Consider the following 16,551-nt stretch of genomic DNA (forward strand, 5'->3'; position numbering starts at 1 on the left):
GGTACGGAGGGGCTGAGAGTGCGTCAATGATTCGGACAAGATTTTCTTACCGAGGGGCCGGGCGGCGGCGCGGCCCGAGGGGGTGGGGCCTGGGGCGGGCTCGGACGACGTCGCTGGTGACGGCCGCGCGGCCGGTACGCCGAACGGAGCCGGGCGAGCCGGGCTGATTTCGTGCGCGACCGCGCGCCGGCGGACGGGGTCGGTCCGGCGGCGGATCGATGCCGGGATCGACCTGCTGGCGGAACTCGGCACGAGCCGGCCCGGCGGGGCCGTCGCGAGCGGCCCGCTACGCAGAGTCCTGGCCCGCCTTGCAGCGCAAAGGCACGAATCTCGGCTTTCCGGCGGCCCGGGCGCCGCCGGACGGTGGCGAGCACCCCGGCAAACCGCCCTTGAGCAGCAGCACCGGCAGCGGCAGCGGAGATTCCAGCGGACGGCCTCCCGAGGGTACGACAACGGCGGCCCACCTGCTCGGTCGCAGGTGGGCCGCCGGTCCGGGTGGGCGATACTGGGTTCGAACCAGTGACCTCTTCGGTGTGAACGAAGCGCTCTCCCACTGAGCTAATCGCCCGGACGCAGGAAGAACATTACCCCATGTCAGCGGGTGCCTGTGCCGCTCACTGGTCCTTGATCTTCCACGGCATGACGATGCCGAACTTCCACAGGTAGATGCCGATCAGGACGCCCACGATCACCAGCCCGATCGACGTCAGGATGATGTTGCGGCGCCGCACCCTGGGATCGAGGGCGCGCTGTGCCGCCTCGGTGACCTTCCGCTTGGTCCAGCGCAGCACCAGCTGGGCCCAGACGAACTCCGTCGCCCAGATCGCCATGCCGCAGAAGATCACGACCCAGCCCGGTCCGGGCAGGGGCAGCATGATGATGCCGGCCACGACGACCGCGAGCCCGATGATGAAGACGCCGACCTGCCAGCTCAGATGCAGCACGCGACGTGCCTTGATGAATTCCGGCGCCCGCGAGCCGAGCCCACGGTCCTGCTCGCCGTGTACCTCGCCCGTCCCCGTCTCGTTCGCCGCCACGGCCACCTCGCCCGGCTCGTTACTCCCCGTATTCATACGGGGAAACACTACCCGAGCGAAACCAGTCACCGGAATGGACGCACGACGCGAACGATCCCTCGGCCGGAAGAGTTACGTAAACGCACGCAAAACACTCAGAGGGGTTTACAACGGCACCGTAGGTGGCATGTCGATTTCGCCGACGTGCGAATCCCCGAGCGCACACTGAGCGAAAGGCCCTGGCGCTTATGAACACCACGGTCAGCTGCGAGCTGCACCTGCGCCTCGTTGTGTCGAGCGAGTCCTCCCTGCCTGTCCCCGCAGGCCTGCGGTACGACACGGCCGACCCCTACGCCGTGCACGCCACCTTCCACACCGGAGCCGAGGAAACCGTCGAGTGGGTGTTCGCCCGCGACCTCCTCGCCGAGGGACTTCACCGCCCTACGGGCACCGGCGACGTCCGCGTCTGGCCGTCGCGCAGCCACGGTCAGGGCGTCGTGTGCATCGCCCTGAGCTCGCCGGAGGGCGAGGCCCTGCTCGAGGCCCCGGCACGGGCCCTGGAGTCCTTCCTGAAGCGGACCGACGCCGCCGTGCCGCCCGGCACGGAACACCGGCACTTCGACCTCGACCAGGAGCTCTCGCACATCCTGGCGGAAAGCTAGGGCGAGGCCCCCACAAAGCCGCCCGGCGCCGTCGACTCGGGGAGACGGCTCGGGCCCGGACAACCGCATACGGGATGACACCGGCGCCGGTGCCGCGGCTCACGCGGTCCGGCGCCGGTTCGCGTGCGGGGCGCCCCTCCCCCGCTGGCGCCGCGCGGGAACCCCGGCGGGCCCGGCAGCGTTGTATTCGAAGCCATGTGCGGGCATCAGGGCGGTCCGGCGGTGGCGGAGCCGTTACCATCGGCCAGCATCGGCGGGCGTCCGCCCGACCCTCAGGCCAGGGAGCGAATCGTGCTGATCACCCACGACACCCGGTGCGCGCTCGACACCGTGGTCGATCTGGTGAACACCGCACCGGAGGACGACACGGCGCCGGACGGGCTGCCGGACCTGGCGACCCTCGCGGAATTCGTACGGAACCACGAGATCAGCGATGTCGGGGTGCTCTCGGAGTTCGACCTGTCGGCGGTGCGCAAGATCCGCGGGCGCTTCGCCGCCGTCTTCGCCGCCCCCGACGCCCGCGCCGCCGCCCAGCAGATCAACGAGCTGGTCGCGGCGGCCGGCACCACGCCCCGGCTCACGGACCACGACGGCTACGACTGGCATGTGCACTACTTCGCGCCCGGTGCCTCCGTCGCCGATCATCTGGCCGCCGACTGCGGGATGGCGCTGGCGTTCTTCGTGGTGGCCGGGGAGCAGGAGCGGCTGCGACGATGCGAGGCGCCCGACTGCCGGCGCGCCTTCGTGGACCTGTCCCGCAACCGCTCGCGGCGGTACTGCGACAGCCGCACCTGCGGGAACCGCCTGCACGTGGCCGCGTACCGGGCGCGCCGCAAGGAGGCGGCGGGCTGACAGCGGTCGCCGGGTCGCGGGGCTCGGGGGGACGTCGATGCCGACGCGGCCCCGGCGGGTGGCGCCGGGTGCCGCAGGTAAGGCTCACAGCAGCAGCAGGTCGTGCAACGAGGCCATGAGCAGCAGACTCCCGATCACCGCCAGGAAGATCATCAGCGGTGGCTGGGATAGGGCGAAGAGGCAACCGCGCGGCTCGTCCTGCCGGGGAAGTGGCTCGTCCAGCGGGGGACGTGGCCCGTCCCGCGGTGGTGCGGGGTCGCTCTGGTTCGTCGTGTCCAGCATCTCGCGGCGATGATGACGCAGACATCCCGCCGCACGCGATCAGTGGCCTCGTTCCGTGCGGGAGTGCACCGATTCCGCGAGGTCCGGTTCAGGTTGTGATCACTTCCGCGCACCGGCGGACCCACTGTGACGATTCAGCCCCGGGCGGGGCGGTCGTCAGATGCCGTGCTTCTTGAGGATGGCCTCGATGTCGCTGAAGTCGTCGTCGCCGCGGGACGCCGGCGCCCGCCCGGTCGCCGGGCGGGAGCCCTGGCCCAGGGAGGGCGCCGAGGCAGCGGGGGCCACCGCGTCCCGGTCGGCCGCGCGGGCCGCCGCCCTGCGCTCCTTGCGGGTGCCGCCGCGGCGGCGCTCCACGGTTCGTGTGGTCATGAAGAGCACCCACGCGACGCCGAGCACCCCGAACCCGGCCCATGCCGTCGGGCTGAACGCGGTGTCGGCCAGCCACTCGACGACGCCCGTCATCACCAGGCCGATCGGGACGAGGGAGTACGCCGCGACACGGACCGCGGCGAGGTAGCGCTTGCGGTACGCCGTGACGACCGCAATGCCCAGGCCTGCCGCGGACACGGCGGAGCAGACGGTCTCGGCAATCATCCGGTCCTCCAGGCGTGGCGCGGTCGGGTGTGGGCACTTCGTCCCTTCCATCCTGCACCCGCCGCACCCCGGCGGGCCATGCCCCGGCCCGACATCAGGGACATCTCCGGGTCGCCTCCTCCGCAGGTGCCGGTGCGGGCTGCGCCCCCGGCCACGTCTGCTGGAAGACTGTCGGCATGAGTGACTCCACCCCCGACCGTTCCGCCGCCCCCGTCCTCGAGATCTGGTGCGACCTCCAGTGCCCGGACTGCCGCACCGCGCTGGACGATCTCCGTGCCCTGCGCGCCCGCTACGGCGACAGGCTGGAGCTGCGGCTGCGGCACTTTCCGCTGGAGAAGAACAAGCACGCCTTCGCCGCCGCCCAGGCCGCGGAGGAGGCGTGGGAGCAGGGCCGGGGATGGCCGTACGCCGAGGCCCTGCTGGGGCGGGTCGAGGAGCTGGCCCGTGCGGGTGAGCCCTTCCTGGTCGAGCTGGCCCGCGAACTGGGCCTGGATGCCGAGGAGTTCGACACCGCGCTGGTCGACGGCCGGCACATCCTGATCGTGGACGCCGACCAGGCCGAGGGCAAGGCGATCGGTGTCACCGGCACCCCGACGTATGTCATCGGCGGTGAGCGGCTCGACGGCGGCAAGAGCCAGGAGGGGCTGCGCGAGCGGATCGAGGAGATCGCCGACCGGCTGCTGGCCGGGCAGGAGCACTGATCCCCCTCGCCCGGCTTCCGGGGGTCCTACAGCAGCGGCTTGTACATGGCGTACTGCTCGGTCTCGTAGCCGAGTGAGGCGTAGAGCCGTTCGGCCGGGGCGTTGCCGGCGAAGACGTTGAGGCCGAGGGTCCGCCTGCCCTCGGCGATGGTCTGGGCCTCGGCCAGCAGCATGAGGGTGCGGCCGTGCCCCTTCCCCCGGTGGGCGGGGTCGGTCTCGACGTCGAAGACGAAGGCGCTGCTCTCGCGCATCGCAAGCCACAGCGTGCCCACCGGTGTCCCCAGGTGTTCGACGACGCTGATGAGCATGCCGGGGCTGGCGGGGCCGTCGGGCAGCAGGGTGGCGTGCTCGCGCTCCGACTTGGCCCGGGCCTCGGCCTCCGGGACGCCCCGCTCGACCCAGCTGCGGGCGTAGTCCTCTTTGCCCTTCTCCAGCCAGGGGCCGAACTCCGCCTCGGTCATGGGCCGGGCCCGGCTGCCCTCCGGCAGGTCCGGCGGGGTGTCGTCGAGCACCTTCTCCATCCCGCGGTTGCGTACGACGTAACCGAGCGCGGTGGCGAGCCGGAGGCCTGCCTCGGACGCGGCGGGGACCACCGCCTCGATGCGGCGGCACCCCCAGCCGCGCGCCACCTCCTCCGCGGCGAGCGCGGCGACCGTACCCCGGCCGCGCCTGCGGTCCGCTTCGTCGATGTGCAGCTTCATGATGCGGGCCACCCCGGTGCCGAACACGGGATGCGTGCCGAGATGTATCGCCCCCACGGGACGGCTGTTCACACACACCTGGAAGCGGCGTGAGCGCGTCCCGTCGGCGTTCTGCTGAAGCGGCTCGGTCGGCCGCAGGGTCGTGGTCATCAGGGGTGTTCTACCCGCAACCACGGCCCCGGTCAGCTGAATTTGCGGGGCTGTCAGGGGTCGAGGTCGTTCCCGGCCCGCTCCTCGAAGATCCGCATGGCCTTGGCGGTCACCGGGCCCGGTGCGCCGGGCAGCTCACGGCCGTCGACGCGGTGCACGGCCTGCACGTCCCGCAGGGTGGACGTCAGGAAGATCTCGTCGGCCCGCTCCAGGACGTCCAGCGGCAGGTCGGTCTCCCTGGCGCCGGTCCATTCGGCCGCCAGCGCGCGCGTGATGCCCGCGAGGCAGCCCGAGGCGAGCGGCGGCGTGTGGATCTCGCCGTCGAGGACGACGAAGACGTTCGATCCGGTGCCCTCGCACAGCCGCCCCACCGTGTTGGCGAACAGGGCCTCGGACGCGCCCTGTTCGCGGGCGCGGGCGAGGGCGACGACGTTCTCGGCGTACGAGGTGGTCTTCAGGCCGGTGAGCGCGCCGCGCTCGTTGCGGGTCCAGGGGACCGTGATGACGGCGGTGGAGTCGGGGCGGCGGGTCGTCCCGCCGAGGGCGACGACGAGGGTCGGGCCGTGCTCGCCGCGGTCGGAGCCGAGAGGGCCGTGGCCGCCGGTGTAGGTGATGCGGAGGCGGCCGAGCGGTACGGGGTTGGCGTCGAGGACGGCGGCGCAGGCGCGGCGCACCTCGTCGTGGTCCGGGTCGGGCAGGCCGAGGCCGCGCGCCGAGAGGGTCAGCCGGTCGAGGTGCCGGGTGAGCGCGAACGCCCGGCCGTCCACGGCCTTCACGGTCTCGAAGATGCCGTCGCCCACGGTCAGCCCGTGATCGAAGACGGAGACGCGGGCGGACTCGGTGTCCTGCAGCCCGCCGTCGAGCCAGATCTTCACGTCAGGTCCTCTCCACTCACCTCATACGCTCCCGACGCTATCGCGAGCAGCCGGGACGCCTTCAGCTCGGTCTCCCGCCACTCCCCCTCCGGATCGGAGCCCCAGGTGATGCCCGCGCCGGTACCGAAGCGCAGCACGCCGTCCGCCCGGTCGATCCAGAAGGTGCGGATGCCGACGGCCAGCTCTCCGGTCCCCCGGTCGGCGTCGACCCAGCCGATCCCGCCGCAGTAGGGCCCTCGGGGCGCCGTTTCCAGCGCGTCGATGATCCGCAGCGCGCTGGACTTGGGTGCGCCGGTGACCGAGCCGGGCGGGAAGGCGGCGCCGAGCAGGTCGGCCCAGCCGGCCCCGTCCGCCAGCTCGCCCCGGACCGTCGAGACGAGGTGGACCAGCCCCGGGTGTTTCTCGAGGGCGCACAGGTCGGGCACCGTCACACTGCCTGTGGCGCACACCCGGCCGATGTCGTTGCGGACGAGGTCCACGATCATCACGTTCTCGGCGTAGTCCTTCTCCAGCAGGTCCGCCTCGGTGCGGCCGGTGCCCTTGATCGGCCCGGACTCGACGACCCGGCCCTCGCGACGCAGGAACAGCTCGGGGGAGGCGGTGGCGATCTCCACTCCGTGCCCGGGAAGCCGAATCGTTCCTGCGTACGGTGCCGGGTTGCCGCGGGCCAGCAGCGCGGTGAGGGCGTCCATATCCGCGCCCGGCGGGACGGGCGCCGAGAGCACCCGGCACAGGTTCGCCTGGTAGACGTCGCCGGCCGCGATGTGATCACGGATCCGCCGAACCGCGGCCGTGTACGCGGCGCGGTCGAGCGAGGACGTCCAGTCACCGGCGGCCGGTCCCCGCCATGCGCCGGGCACGTGAGCCGGTACGTCCGCCGTCCGGACCTGCGCGAAGCGTGCGCAGGTCAGACGGCCCTCGAAGTCGGCGCAGACGGCCCAGAAGCCGCTGGACTCCAGGGCCTCGGGATCGTCGGTGACATCGAGGAGCCCGGTGGCGACACGGTCGCCGAAGCGGGCGAGGTCAGGGAGGTCGAGCACGCAGCCGAGTCTATGGCGGGTGTCCCGCGGGTGACCGGGGGATGTCCCTTCAGCAGGCACTGCGACCTCCCTGAGCAGGGCAGGCGCAGCACGCTGCACAAACGCGTTTTTGTACTGGCCCGGGAATCCGCTAGAGTTCAACACGTCGCCGGGCCGCGCGAGCGGAACCGAAACGACAGGCGGACGTAGCTCAGTTGGTAGAGCGCAACCTTGCCAAGGTTGAGGTCGCGAGTTCGAACCTCGTCGTCCGCTCGAAGGAAGAGGGGACTTCCCGGTCCCCTGCACTCCTGGTGGAGTGGCCGAGAGGCGAGGCAACGGCCTGCAAAGCCGTCTACACGGGTTCAAATCCCGTCTCCACCTCCAAGGACGATTAGCTCAGCGGGAGAGCGCTTCCCTGACACGGAAGAGGTCACTGGTTCAATCCCAGTATCGTCCACTGGATCTCTCAAGATCCCGACCCGCGCGATTAGCTCAGCGGGAGAGCGCTTCCCTGACACGGAAGAGGTCACTGGTTCAATCCCAGTATCGCGCACGCAGTTCCCATGATCCGCTGCACTCGGTGGTCATGGCCCGAGGACGATTAGCTCAGCGGGAGAGCGCTTCCCTGACACGGAAGAGGTCACTGGTTCAATCCCAGTATCGTCCACACCACACAGGAGCCCCCGGCCGTTCTCGGCCGGGGGCTCCTGTGATGTCACGGCTCAGGACGAGAACAGCATGCGGCCGAAGCTCTTGTTGCGGTGATGGCCGTGGTGGCCGTGGTGGCCGTGGCCGCCGTGCGGGGCACCCCAGGCGGGGGCCGGAGGGGCGGGGTAGGCCTGCGGTGCGTGCGGTGCATGCGGGGCGGGCGGGGGCGGCGGCGGGGCCGCCTGGGACCACTGGGCCTCCAGACGGGTCAGCGACTCCAGCTCGCCGTAGTCGAGAAAGATCCCGCGGCAGCCGCTGCACTGCTCGATCTGGACACCGTTGCGGTTGTACGTGTGCATCGGCGCACGGCACTTCGGACACTGCATGGTCGTTCAACTCCTCGCCGGTCGGTCCTGCTTCACATCTCGCCAGGACAGACTCTGTCCCGCTGTGGTCGGTTGCACCCTACTTCGCGTGCTCCTGCGCCAACTGCGGCGGGAGGGTAGCCATTCGGTCACAGGCGTCCACGACCGACTGCTCCACTTCGTCCAGAGGACGGCCGGCCGCTGCCGCCTTGGCGACGGCCCGGGCCGCGGTCTGCGCGGTGAGGGCGCGGGCGGGGACGTCGAGGGCGGGCCAGGGATCGCCCTCGGCCGGGACGGCGGGGCCGCCGGCCTCCCGGTAGGCGGTGAGGAACCGGGTCCATTCGTCGGGCGGGAGCAGACCGCAGGCGTACCAGGCGGCGGGCCGGGCCAGGTCCCAGGCGGGGACGCCGACCCCGAGGTCGTCCACGTCTATCAGCAGCCAGGGGCCGTCGGCGGCGGGGTGGCGTATGAGCTGGCCGAGGTGAAGGTCGCCGTGGCAGAGGGTGCCGGTGTGCGGCATCGGGGTCTCGGCTCGGGCCCACGGCGGGAGGGTGGCCCAGGCCCGCAGGACGGGGGCGACTGCGGGATGCGGGCCGGCCTCACGTAGCCGTGCGATGGCCCGGGCCGCCTTGGCGGGGCCGCGCATGACGGGCAGGTCCGCCGAAGCCGGGGTGCGGTGGAGGCGGGCCAGGAGGGTGGCGGCGGCTTCCCAGGGTGCGGTGTCGGGATCGGCCGGGTCCACTGGTGTGCCGTACGGCCAGAACGTCACGAGGCGGCCGTGCAGGTCGACCGGGGCCGGGTCGAGTGGGGGGAGGAGGACCTCGGGGTGGGCGGCGGCGACGGCGAGACGACGGACCAGTTCGGCGGGGGTGGTGTCCGGGGGGTGGGCCTTCGCGACGGTGTCCGCGTGGCGTACGACGGTGCCGTCGGGGCGGTCCGCGAGCGTGACCGCGCCGCAGGGGCAGGCCGGCGAGCGGGTGTGTGCCGCGGCTCGGGCCTTGGCGGTGAGGGCGCGTATGAGCAGGTCGGGGGCGGGCGTCACGGGGCTCCCTGGGTGAGCGGTCTGGAGCGAGAGTACGCCCGCCGGACGCTCGGCTTCGGGTGCTCGGCGTCGGCGCTGACGTGGGGCGGGCGCACAGCTCGGTGCCGAGGCGCCGGCGCGACCATCCGTGCCGCCCTTTGAGCGGCACGATGACCCGCGGCGGCCGGCGGCACGTGAGCCGGGGCGCTGAGCGCACCCCAGGCGGAGCCGCGCGCCCCCGGCCGGCCGCCGGAGGGAAAAGCAATGCCGGCGCAGCTCCCCAGCTGCGCCGGCATTTTTTGCCGTCCGCCGCACCCCCGTCCCCACGGGGTTTCATGGTCGGGATGTCCCCGCCCGGACCGCTCTTCCGGGCCTGGGGTCGCCGCTCAGCGCCCCAGCATCTCTCCCACGGACGACGCCTGTGTGGCCACTGTCTCCCACCCGTCGAAGACGAGAAGGAGCAGGACCGCCAGGGGAAGGGCCATCAGCGTCGCCACCACCGGGTGGCGACGGCCCTGGCGGCGGCGGAACGCGGCGGCGTACACCTTGCGTCCCTCCTCGCGGAGCAGCGTCCGCGGAGCCGTCTGGGCCATGGCCCCTCTCCTGACCGATATCGGTTGTCGTCGGCAAGCGGCGGGCGTCTGACCTCGGGGGACGAGTGCTGCACCCGCCGCTTGACCTCAAATCTAGGCGTCCGGCCCTCCCCCGGCGTCATGCCCTCGTACCGATTGCCGGGCCTCCCGGAGGATGAGCCGCCACCTGCGATGTACTCCCCTGGGTGGAGACGGGGACACCGGTCTCAGGGTCTTCCCCGACGGGGCGCCCCGGTCAGCCCTCTTTGTCCGGGCTCTCCTCCCGAGGAACCGGCTGTTCCACCAGGGCCAGCACCCGATTCGCCATGAAGCGGGCGGTACGTACGACCGTTCCGCTACGGGTGACTTCGCTCACTTCCACGACACCTCGGCGTACCGCCGTCTCCACCCTGCGGCCCGCTCTGCTCGCCACCACCTCATACGTGCGCGTCGTGTCCCCCGCGTCCACGACTATCTCCACACGATCACCCTTCACAGGACCAATCCCCCTTCTGCGACGGGTGGTTGGGATCACTCGCCGCGCGAAGTCCGCCTCTTCGCGCCCTCCCTGACCACCTTTCAAGTCTCCCACCCACCACTGACAATCCATCACCCTGAGAGGGCGCGGCCTCTGCGCGCGGGCGGCCGTGGAAACGTAAGCTGTGGCTCGTCACAGGACCGGGCAGCGGGGATGAACATGGCGATGATGCGCCTGAGGCGCGAGGACCCGCGCGTCGTCGGCTCGTTCAAGCTTCACAGACGGCTCGGCGCGGGCGGGATGGGCGTGGTCTACCTGGGCTCCGACAAGAAGGGGCAGCGGGTCGCGCTCAAGGTCATCCGGCCCGACCTGGCGGAGGATCAGGAGTTCCGCTCACGGTTCGCCCGAGAGGTCTCGGCGGCCCGGCGGATCCGCGGGGGCTGCACGGCCCGGCTGGTGGCCGCCGACCTCGACGCGGACCGGCCCTGGTTCGCCACGCAGTACGTGCCCGGCCCCTCCCTGCACGACAAGGTCGCGGCAGAGGGGCCGCTCGGCGCGGCGGACGTCGCAGCCGTGGGCGCCGCCCTGTCGGAGGGCCTGGTCGCGGTGCACGAGGCCGGGGTGGTGCACCGGGACCTGAAGCCGTCCAACATCCTGCTGTCCCCGAAGGGGCCGCGGATCATCGACTTCGGCATCGCCTGGGCCACCGGCGCCTCGACGCTCACCCACGTCGGCACGGCGGTCGGCTCCCCCGGCTTCCTCGCGCCGGAGCAGGTGCGCGGCGCCGCCGTCACACCGGCCACGGACGTCTTCTCTCTCGGTGCCACGCTCGCGTACTCCTCGATGGGCGACTCGCCCTTCGGGCACGGCAGTTCCGAGGTGATGCTGTACCGCGTGGTGCACGAGGAGCCACAGCTGCACGGCGTGCCCGACGCGCTGGCCCCCCTCGTCCGGGCATGTCTGGCGAAGGACCCCGAGGAGCGGCCCAGCACGCTCCAGCTGTCGCTGCGCCTCAAGGAGATCGCGGCCCGGGAGTCGCAGGACCTCGCCGGCGTACGGCCGCCCGCGCCACGTGGTGCCGAGACCGAGCGGCTCGCCGACACCTACCCCGAGCGCGCCCGTCGTCCGCAGGGGCAGCAGGGTGCCGGGACGTCCGGGGCGCAGCGGGGCCGGGGCACTCCCCCGCCGCGCGGCTCCGCCCCGTCCCGGGACGGCCATCCGTCGCAGGACGGCTCGGCTTCCCAGAGCGGGGCCGGGTCGCGGGGCGGAGCCCGGGCGACCGGGGGCGGGAACCGGTCGACGGGGGGCGGGAACCGCGGCAGGACCCCGATGCGCGGGCCCGGTGCCTCGCGCGGCGGCACCCCGTCGCGGTCCGGGTCGCGGCCGACGCCCACCGGGCGCAACGGGACGCGGTCGGGCAGCGGCGGACGCTCCGCCCCGCACAGCGGCACCGGGCGTCCGCCGTCCAGGAACACGGGGACCAGGCTGCGGCCCGCCAATCCGCGGTTGCTGCGGCAGCGGCTGTTCGTGTTCGTCGTGGTGACGCTGCTGGTGGCGGTCGGTATCGCCCTGGTGCAGGGCTGTCAGGGCCCGGCGCGCGGGCTCGGCGGCGACGGGGGCGGGGTGCGCCAGGAGCGCGTTCAGCAGGGCCATGACCCGCGGGGCCTCGAGCCGTAGGGCTCCGGCCGCGGGACGAACATCGCTCGGAGTCGTCCTCTCCTGCGGCGCATCCTCGGCCCGCCCTCCGGAGCAGGCCGGCTGTTCAGCGGGTCGTCACAGCTCCGGCAGGATCCGTTCGAAGAACTCGCGGTCGCCGTCGAAGACCGGGTCCAGGGCCAGGAACTCCCGCGGGGTGACCCAGCGGGTCTCGGCGACCTCGCGCGGGTCGGGGACCACCTCGCCGGTGTCGGCGCGGGCGGTCCACCAGTGGAGGCGGAAGCGGTGGTCGTCGGTCTCCGACTCCCAGACCTTCGCCTCCGGTGCGACGGTGAGGCCGACCTCCTCGCGGACTTCCCGGACGACCGCCTGCTCCTGGGACTCGCCCGGCTCGACCTTGCCGCTGAGCGGCTGCCAGTAGCCGGGGCGGGCGACCGCCGGGCCGCGCCGGATCGCTAGCAGGCGCTCGCCGCGCAGGAGCACGGCGACGACGGCTTCGCGCTGCTCCATGGACCGGCCCTAGACCGGGGGCCGGCCGGTGGCCACGGCGTAGAAGGCCACGGCCGCAGCCGCGCCCACGTTGAGCGAGTCGACGCCGTGGGACATGGGGATGCGGACCCACTCGTCGGCGGCGACCAGGGCCTGGGTGGACAGGCCGTCGCCCTCGGCGCCGAGCATGAGGGCCACCCGGTCCATGGTGTGCGGCGCGGCCTCGTCGAGGGGCCGGGCCTTCTCGTCGGGGGTGAGGGCGAGGAGGGTGAAGCCCGCCTCGCGGACCGACTCCAGGCCCTTGGGCCAGGTGTCCAGACGGGCGTACGGGACGGAGAAGACCGCGCCCATGGAGACCTTCACGCTGCGGCGGTAGAGGGGGTCGGCGCAGTCCGGGGAGAGCAGGACCGCGTCCATGCCGAGGGCGGCGGCCGAGCGGAAGATCGCTCCGATGTTGGTGTGGTCGTTGACCGACTCCATGATGACGACGCGGCGGGCGCTCTGGAGGAGGTCGGCGGCGGTGGGCAGGGGTTTGCGCTGCATGGAGGCGAGCGCGCCGCGGTGCACGTGGTAGCCGGTGACCTGCTCGGCGAGCTCCGGACTGACGGCGTAGACCGGGGCGGGGAGTTCGTCGATGACGTCGCGCATGACGTCGACCCACTTGGCCGAGAGCAGCATGGACCGCATCTCGTAGCCCGCTTCCTTGGCCCTTCTGATGACCTTCTCGCCCTCGGCGATGAACAGGCCCTCGGCGGGTTCGCGCTTGCGGCGCAGTTCCACGTCGGTCAGGCCGGTGTAGTCGCGCAGACGCGGGTCGTCGGGATCCTCGACGGTGATGAGATCGGCCACAGGGTGATACTGCCTTGTCCTGGGTGCGGTGCCAACGGCTCGGTACGGGTTGTGTTACCCGGGGTTACTTTCGGGGCGCGGGGGCCGTGGGGCCGACCTTCACGACCTCGCCGATGACGATGACCGCCGGGGGCTTCACGTCTTCGGTCCGCACGGTCTCCGCGACCGTCGCGAGAGTGGCGTCGACGCGGCGCTGGCCGGCCGTCGTGCCCTCCTGGATCAGGGCGACGGGTGCGTCCGGGGACTTGCCGTGGGCGATGAGCGTCTCGGCGACCTTGCCGATCGTGCTGACCCCCATGAGGATCACCAGCGTGCCGGTCAGCTTCGCCAGGGACGGCCAGTCGACCAGGGAGCGCTCGTCGTCGGGGGCGATGTGGCCGCTGACCACGGTGAACTCATGGGCGACGCCCCGGTGGGTGACCGGGATGCCGGCGGCGCCCGGGACCGAGATGGAGCTGGAGATGCCCGGCACGACCGTGCACGGGATGCCGGCCTCGGCCAGGGCCTGGACCTCCTCCATGCCGCGCCCGTAGACGAAGGGGTCGCCGCCCTTGAGCCGGACGACCGACTTGCCCTTGCGCGCGTGCTCGATCAGGGCGTCGTTGATGGCTTCCTGGGCCATGAACCTGCCGAAGGGCAGCTTCGCCGCGTCGATCACCTCGACGCTCGGGGACAGTTCGGCGAGCAGGTCGCGGGGGCCGAGGTGGTCGGTGATGACCACGTCGGCCTCGGCGAGCAGGCGGCGGCCGCGCACGGTGATCAGGTCCGGGTCGCCGGGGCCGCCGCCGACCAGGGCGACTCCGGGTGTGCGAGTGCGGTGGTGCGGGGCGACGAGGGTGCCGTCGCGCAGGCCTTCGACGACCGCGTCGCGGATGGCGGCGGTGTGGCGGGGGTCGCGGCCCTTGGCGTCGGTGGTGAGGACGGCGACCGTGACGCCCTCGCTGTGGCCGGTCGCCGGGGTCCAGGCGGTCGCCCGGTCGGCGTCGTCGGAGCGGACGCACCAGACGCGGTGCCGCTCCGCTTCGGCCGAGGCGGCGGTGTTGGCCTCGGCGTCGCCGGTGGCGATGAGGGCGTACCAGGCGTCCGCGAGGTCGCCCTGCGCGTACGGGCGCTGCTGCCAGGTGATCTCGCCGGCGTCCGCCATGGCCTCGACCGAGGGGGTGGCCTCGGGGGACACGAGGAGGACGTCCGCGCCCGCCGCGATCAGTGCCGGGAGGCGGCGCTGGGCGACCTGGCCGCCGCCGAGGACGACCACACGGCGGCCGGTGAGGCGGAGGCCTACGGGGTAGGCGGGGTGTTCGGCCATGAGGTGAGGCTCCTGTTGCGGCGGTGGTTCGGTAGCCCTGACGTGCGGATTTTACGGCGCGGGGGTGCGGGGTGGCACAGGTGTCCGGTGGCTGGGCGTCGTCACCGGGTGCGGTGCGTGGGTCCGCCCCCACGCACCGCACCCGGGCCACGGGAGCCTTACTTCTCCGTCACTCCTGCCGAATCGAACGTCGCCACCTCGTGCATCGCCCTGGCCGTGCTCTGGACCAGCGGGAGGGCGAGCAGGGCGCCGGTGCCCTCGCCGAGGCGCAGGTCGAGGTCGACCAGGGGCCTCAGGCCCAGCTTGTTGAGGGCGGCGACGTGGCCCGGTTCGGCGCTGCGGTGGCCCGCGATGCACGCGGCCAGGACCTCGGGGGCGATCGCGCGGGCGACCAGGGCGGCGGCGCCGGCGCTGACGCCGTCCAGGATCACCGGCGTGCGCAGGGAGGCGCCGCCGAGGAGGAGACCGACGATGGCGGCGTGCTCGAAACCGCCGATCGCGGCGAGCACGCCGATCGGGTCGGCCGGATCCGGCTGGTGGAGTTCCAGGGCGCGGCGGACGACCTCGGTCTTGCGGGCGAGGGTCTCGTCGTTGATGCCGGTGCCACGGCCCGTGACCTCGGCCGGGTCCGCGCCCGTGAAGACGGAGATCAGGGCGGCGGACGCGGTGGTGTTCGCGATGCCCATCTCGCCGGTCAGCAGGGCCTTGTTGCCGGCGGCGACCAGGTCGCGGGCGGTCTCGATGCCGATCTCGATGGCCTGCTTGGCCTCCTCGCGGGTCATCGCGGGGCCGGTCGTCAGGTCGGACGTACCGGCACGGATCTTGCGGGGCAGCAGGCCCGGGGTGGCGGGGAGGTCGGCGGCGACGCCCACGTCCACGATGCAGACCTCGGCGCCGACCTGGGTGGCGAAGGCGTTGCAGACGGCACCGCCGCCGAGGAAGTTGGCCACCATCTGGGCCGTCACCTCCTGCGGCCAGGGGGTGACGCCCTGGGCGTGCACGCCGTGGTCGCCCGCGAAGATCGCGACGGCCGCGGGCTCCGGGATGGGCGGCGGGCACTGGCGGGACAGGCCGGACAGCTGCGCGGAGATGATCTCCAGCATGCCCAGCGCACCGGCCGGTTTGGTCATACGCTTCTGGCGCTCCCACGCCTCGCCGAGCGCCTTGGCGTCCAGCGGGCGGATCTGCGCGACGGTCTCGGCGAGCAGGTCGTGGGGCTCCTCTCCGGGCAGGGCACGGCGGCCGTATGTCTCTTCGTGCACGACCCAGGACAGCGGGCGGCGCTTGGACCAGCCTGCCTGCAGCAGCTCGGGCTCGTCCGGGAACTCGTCGACGTAGCCGACGCACAGGTAGGCGATGATCTCCAGGTGCTCGGGCAGGCCGAGGGCGCGGACCATCTCGCGCTCGTCGAAGAAGCTGACCCAGCCGACGCCGAGGCCTTCGGCGCGGGCGGCGAGCCAGAGGTTCTCCACGGCCAGGGCCGCCGAGTAGGGGGCCATCTGGGGCTGGGTGTGACGGCCGAGGGTGTGGCGGCCGCCGCGGGTCGGGTCGGCGGTGACGACGATGTTCACCGGTGTGTCGAGGATGGCCTCGATCTTCAGTTCCTTGAACTGCTTCGCCCGGCCCTTGGGGAGGGACTTCGCGTAGGCGTCGCGCTGGCGCATGGCCAGTTCGTGCATCGCGCGCCGGGTGTCGGCGGAGCGGATGACGACGAAGTCCCACGGCTGCGAGTGGCCGACGGAGGGCGCGTGGTGGGCGGCCTCGAGGACGCGCAGCAGCACCTCGTGCGGGATGGGGTCGTTGCGGAAGCCGTTGCGGATGTCGCGGCGTTCACGCATGACCTTCAGGACGGCCTCACGCTCGGCGGGGTCGTAGCCGGGGGCGGCGGGACCGGTGGACTGTCGTGCTTCTGCCACAGCGGCCGCGCTCTCTTCGTCTCGGCGTTCCTGGTCCGCCAGGTCTTCCTGTTCGGCGGCCCGGGTGTCCAGGTCGTCGGCGTTCTGGGCGAGTTCGGCGTCGCCGTCGCGGGGAGCCGGGACGGTGGCCGCGGGTGCGGGGGGCTCCGGCGTCTCGGGCTGCGCCGGCCGGGACTGCTGCGGGCCCTGCACGGGCTGCCCGGCCTGCTCTTCCGCGGCCGGGGCGGGGAGTACGACGGTGACGTCCTCGGTGGGTGCCGGGGTCTCGGGGGCGGTTCCCTCAAAGGCGGGGCCGGGCTCGACGGGTTCGGCGGCGGGGGCGGCTGTGACCGCCTCGGGTGCCTGAGCCGGAGCTGCCTCTTCGGCGGCGGGGGCGGGGTCGGGCACGGGGGCCTCGGG

General features: G+C 72.7%; 18 protein-coding genes and 6 tRNA genes. 9 read left to right on the forward strand and 15 right to left on the reverse strand.

Going from position 1 to position 16,551, the window contains the following annotated elements; translation table 11 throughout:
- Nucleotides 1-496: 496 nt before the first annotated feature.
- Both IO24_RS0124990 and IO24_RS0124995 read right to left on the reverse strand, forming a co-directional pair.
- Nucleotides 497-568, reverse strand: a tRNA-Val gene (locus tag IO24_RS0124990).
- A 46-nt stretch (nt 569-614) separates the two neighbouring features.
- Complete coding sequence (locus tag IO24_RS0124995) at nt 615-1,073, reverse strand: TIGR02611 family protein (RefSeq protein ID WP_031139082.1); 459 nt, start codon at nt 1,071-1,073, stop codon at nt 615-617.
- A gap of 191 nt (nt 1,074-1,264) precedes the next feature.
- Here IO24_RS0124995 and IO24_RS0125000 point away from each other — a divergent pair, with 191 nt between their 5' ends.
- Nucleotides 1,265-1,678 carry an SsgA family sporulation/cell division regulator gene (locus IO24_RS0125000; RefSeq protein WP_004002642.1) on the forward strand — a complete coding sequence of 138 codons (414 nt, stop codon included), beginning with the start codon at nt 1,265-1,267 and terminating at the stop codon, nt 1,676-1,678.
- 291 nt (nt 1,679-1,969) lie between these two features.
- Nucleotides 1,970-2,530: a CGNR zinc finger domain-containing protein gene (locus IO24_RS0125005; protein WP_031139084.1), complete on the forward strand. Its 561-nt coding sequence runs from the start codon at nt 1,970-1,972 to the stop codon at nt 2,528-2,530.
- A gap of 84 nt (nt 2,531-2,614) precedes the next feature.
- Here IO24_RS0125005 and IO24_RS0125010 read toward each other — a convergent pair whose 3' ends face one another.
- Together IO24_RS0125010 and IO24_RS0125015 are read right to left on the reverse strand one after the other, a co-directional pair.
- Nucleotides 2,615-2,812 carry a hypothetical protein gene (locus IO24_RS0125010; RefSeq protein WP_031139085.1) on the reverse strand — a complete coding sequence of 66 codons (198 nt, stop codon included), beginning with the start codon at nt 2,810-2,812 and terminating at the stop codon, nt 2,615-2,617.
- Between the two features lie 156 nt (nt 2,813-2,968).
- On the reverse strand, nt 2,969-3,406 hold the full coding sequence (locus tag IO24_RS0125015) for a hypothetical protein (RefSeq protein WP_031139087.1): 438 nt from the start codon (nt 3,404-3,406) through the stop codon (nt 2,969-2,971).
- Nucleotides 3,407-3,582: 176 nt separating this feature from the next.
- Between IO24_RS0125015 and IO24_RS0125020 the strand changes: the two genes are divergently transcribed.
- Complete coding sequence (locus IO24_RS0125020; RefSeq protein WP_031139089.1) at nt 3,583-4,107, forward strand: DsbA family protein; 525 nt, start codon at nt 3,583-3,585, stop codon at nt 4,105-4,107.
- Nucleotides 4,108-4,133: 26 nt separating this feature from the next.
- On the opposite strand, the gene IO24_RS0125025 is transcribed toward IO24_RS0125020, so the two are convergent.
- The 3 genes from IO24_RS0125025 to IO24_RS0125035 are packed head-to-tail and all read right to left on the reverse strand — an operon-like array spanning nt 4,134 to nt 6,873.
- Nucleotides 4,134-4,958: a GNAT family N-acetyltransferase gene (locus tag IO24_RS0125025; protein WP_031139091.1), complete on the reverse strand. Its 825-nt coding sequence runs from the start codon at nt 4,956-4,958 to the stop codon at nt 4,134-4,136.
- Between the two features lie 53 nt (nt 4,959-5,011).
- Nucleotides 5,012-5,833, reverse strand: coding sequence for an aminotransferase class IV (locus IO24_RS0125030; protein WP_031139093.1), 822 nt, complete (start codon nt 5,831-5,833; stop codon nt 5,012-5,014).
- Nucleotides 5,830-6,873 (reverse strand): chorismate-binding protein, encoded by a 1,044-nt coding sequence (locus IO24_RS0125035; protein ID WP_031139095.1) that lies wholly within the window; start codon nt 6,871-6,873, stop codon nt 5,830-5,832. The genes IO24_RS0125030 and IO24_RS0125035 overlap by 4 nt, the downstream gene beginning before the upstream one ends.
- Nucleotides 6,874-7,052: 179 nt before the next feature.
- Between IO24_RS0125035 and IO24_RS0125040 the strand changes: the two genes are divergently transcribed.
- The 5 genes from IO24_RS0125040 (at nt 7,053) to IO24_RS0125060 (ending at nt 7,519) form a co-directional block, all read left to right on the forward strand.
- Nucleotides 7,053-7,125, forward strand: a tRNA-Gly gene (locus tag IO24_RS0125040).
- Nucleotides 7,126-7,162: 37 nt separating this feature from the next.
- A tRNA-Cys gene (locus IO24_RS0125045) sits at nt 7,163-7,236 on the forward strand.
- Between the two features lies 1 nt (nt 7,237).
- Nucleotides 7,238-7,309, forward strand: a tRNA-Val gene (locus tag IO24_RS0125050).
- Nucleotides 7,310-7,333: 24 nt separating this feature from the next.
- Nucleotides 7,334-7,405 (forward strand) — tRNA-Val (locus IO24_RS0125055).
- A 42-nt stretch (nt 7,406-7,447) separates the two neighbouring features.
- A tRNA-Val gene (locus IO24_RS0125060) sits at nt 7,448-7,519 on the forward strand.
- Between the two features lie 55 nt (nt 7,520-7,574).
- Here the strand turns inward: IO24_RS0125060 and IO24_RS0125065 are convergent.
- The 4 genes from IO24_RS0125065 to IO24_RS0125080 form a co-directional block, all read right to left on the reverse strand.
- A complete protein-coding gene (locus IO24_RS0125065) occupies nt 7,575-7,886 on the reverse strand; it encodes a TFIIB-type zinc ribbon-containing protein (RefSeq protein WP_031139096.1) in 312 nt (103 codons plus the stop codon).
- 79 nt (nt 7,887-7,965) lie between these two features.
- Nucleotides 7,966-8,907 (reverse strand): phosphotransferase family protein, encoded by a 942-nt coding sequence (locus IO24_RS0125070; protein WP_031139097.1) that lies wholly within the window; start codon nt 8,905-8,907, stop codon nt 7,966-7,968.
- A gap of 365 nt (nt 8,908-9,272) precedes the next feature.
- The gene (locus tag IO24_RS0125075; RefSeq protein ID WP_030842984.1) at nt 9,273-9,479 is read right to left on the reverse strand and encodes a hypothetical protein; all 207 of its coding nucleotides are present in this window, start codon (nt 9,477-9,479) and stop codon (nt 9,273-9,275) included.
- A 235-nt stretch (nt 9,480-9,714) separates the two neighbouring features.
- The gene (locus tag IO24_RS0125080) at nt 9,715-9,954 is read right to left on the reverse strand and encodes a hypothetical protein (protein WP_031139098.1); all 240 of its coding nucleotides are present in this window, start codon (nt 9,952-9,954) and stop codon (nt 9,715-9,717) included.
- A 195-nt stretch (nt 9,955-10,149) separates the two neighbouring features.
- On the opposite strand from IO24_RS0125080, the gene IO24_RS0125085 reads away from it, so the two are divergent.
- A complete protein-coding gene (locus IO24_RS0125085; RefSeq protein ID WP_031139099.1) occupies nt 10,150-11,613 on the forward strand; it encodes a serine/threonine-protein kinase in 1,464 nt (487 codons plus the stop codon).
- Nucleotides 11,614-11,709: 96 nt separating this feature from the next.
- On the opposite strand, the gene IO24_RS0125090 is transcribed toward IO24_RS0125085, so the two are convergent.
- The 4 genes from IO24_RS0125090 to cobT all read right to left on the reverse strand — a co-directional run.
- Nucleotides 11,710-12,102, reverse strand: a complete 393-nt coding sequence (locus tag IO24_RS0125090) for an NUDIX domain-containing protein (RefSeq protein ID WP_031139100.1) — start codon at nt 12,100-12,102, stop codon at nt 11,710-11,712.
- Between the two features lie 9 nt (nt 12,103-12,111).
- Nucleotides 12,112-12,930 carry a TrmH family RNA methyltransferase gene (locus IO24_RS0125095; RefSeq protein WP_031139101.1) on the reverse strand — a complete coding sequence of 273 codons (819 nt, stop codon included), beginning with the start codon at nt 12,928-12,930 and terminating at the stop codon, nt 12,112-12,114.
- A gap of 64 nt (nt 12,931-12,994) precedes the next feature.
- Nucleotides 12,995-14,236, reverse strand: a complete 1,242-nt coding sequence (gene cobA, locus IO24_RS0125100) for a uroporphyrinogen-III C-methyltransferase (RefSeq protein WP_031139102.1) — start codon at nt 14,234-14,236, stop codon at nt 12,995-12,997.
- A gap of 158 nt (nt 14,237-14,394) precedes the next feature.
- On the reverse strand, nt 14,395-16,551 hold a 2,157-nt coding region (gene cobT / locus IO24_RS0125105), incomplete at its 5' end, for a nicotinate-nucleotide--dimethylbenzimidazole phosphoribosyltransferase (protein ID WP_031139104.1).

The organism is Streptomyces flavovariabilis (assembly GCF_000725785.1).
GTDB classification, from domain to species: domain Bacteria; phylum Actinomycetota; class Actinomycetes; order Streptomycetales; family Streptomycetaceae; genus Streptomyces; species Streptomyces hawaiiensis.

Excerpts from the sequence above, each read along its gene's own strand:
- IO24_RS0125000 (WP_004002642.1), top strand. The coding sequence starts at position 1,265 with ATGAACACCACGGTCAGCTGCGAGCTGCACCTGCGCCTCGTTGTGTCG.
- IO24_RS0125065 (WP_031139096.1), bottom strand. The coding sequence starts at position 7,886 with ATGCAGTGTCCGAAGTGCCGTGCGCCGATGCACACGTACAACCGCAAC.
- IO24_RS0124995 (WP_031139082.1), bottom strand. The coding sequence starts at position 1,073 with ATGAATACGGGGAGTAACGAGCCGGGCGAGGTGGCCGTGGCGGCGAAC.
- IO24_RS0125085 (WP_031139099.1), top strand. The coding sequence starts at position 10,150 with ATGAACATGGCGATGATGCGCCTGAGGCGCGAGGACCCGCGCGTCGTC.
- IO24_RS0125025 (WP_031139091.1), bottom strand. The coding sequence starts at position 4,958 with ATGACCACGACCCTGCGGCCGACCGAGCCGCTTCAGCAGAACGCCGAC.
- cobA (WP_031139102.1), bottom strand. The coding sequence starts at position 14,236 with ATGGCCGAACACCCCGCCTACCCCGTAGGCCTCCGCCTCACCGGCCGC.
- IO24_RS0125020 (WP_031139089.1), top strand. The coding sequence starts at position 3,583 with ATGAGTGACTCCACCCCCGACCGTTCCGCCGCCCCCGTCCTCGAGATC.
- IO24_RS0125015 (WP_031139087.1), bottom strand. The coding sequence starts at position 3,406 with ATGATTGCCGAGACCGTCTGCTCCGCCGTGTCCGCGGCAGGCCTGGGC.
- IO24_RS0125090 (WP_031139100.1), bottom strand. The coding sequence starts at position 12,102 with ATGGAGCAGCGCGAAGCCGTCGTCGCCGTGCTCCTGCGCGGCGAGCGC.
- IO24_RS0125010 (WP_031139085.1), bottom strand. The coding sequence starts at position 2,812 with ATGCTGGACACGACGAACCAGAGCGACCCCGCACCACCGCGGGACGGG.
- IO24_RS0125075 (WP_030842984.1), bottom strand. The coding sequence starts at position 9,479 with ATGGCCCAGACGGCTCCGCGGACGCTGCTCCGCGAGGAGGGACGCAAG.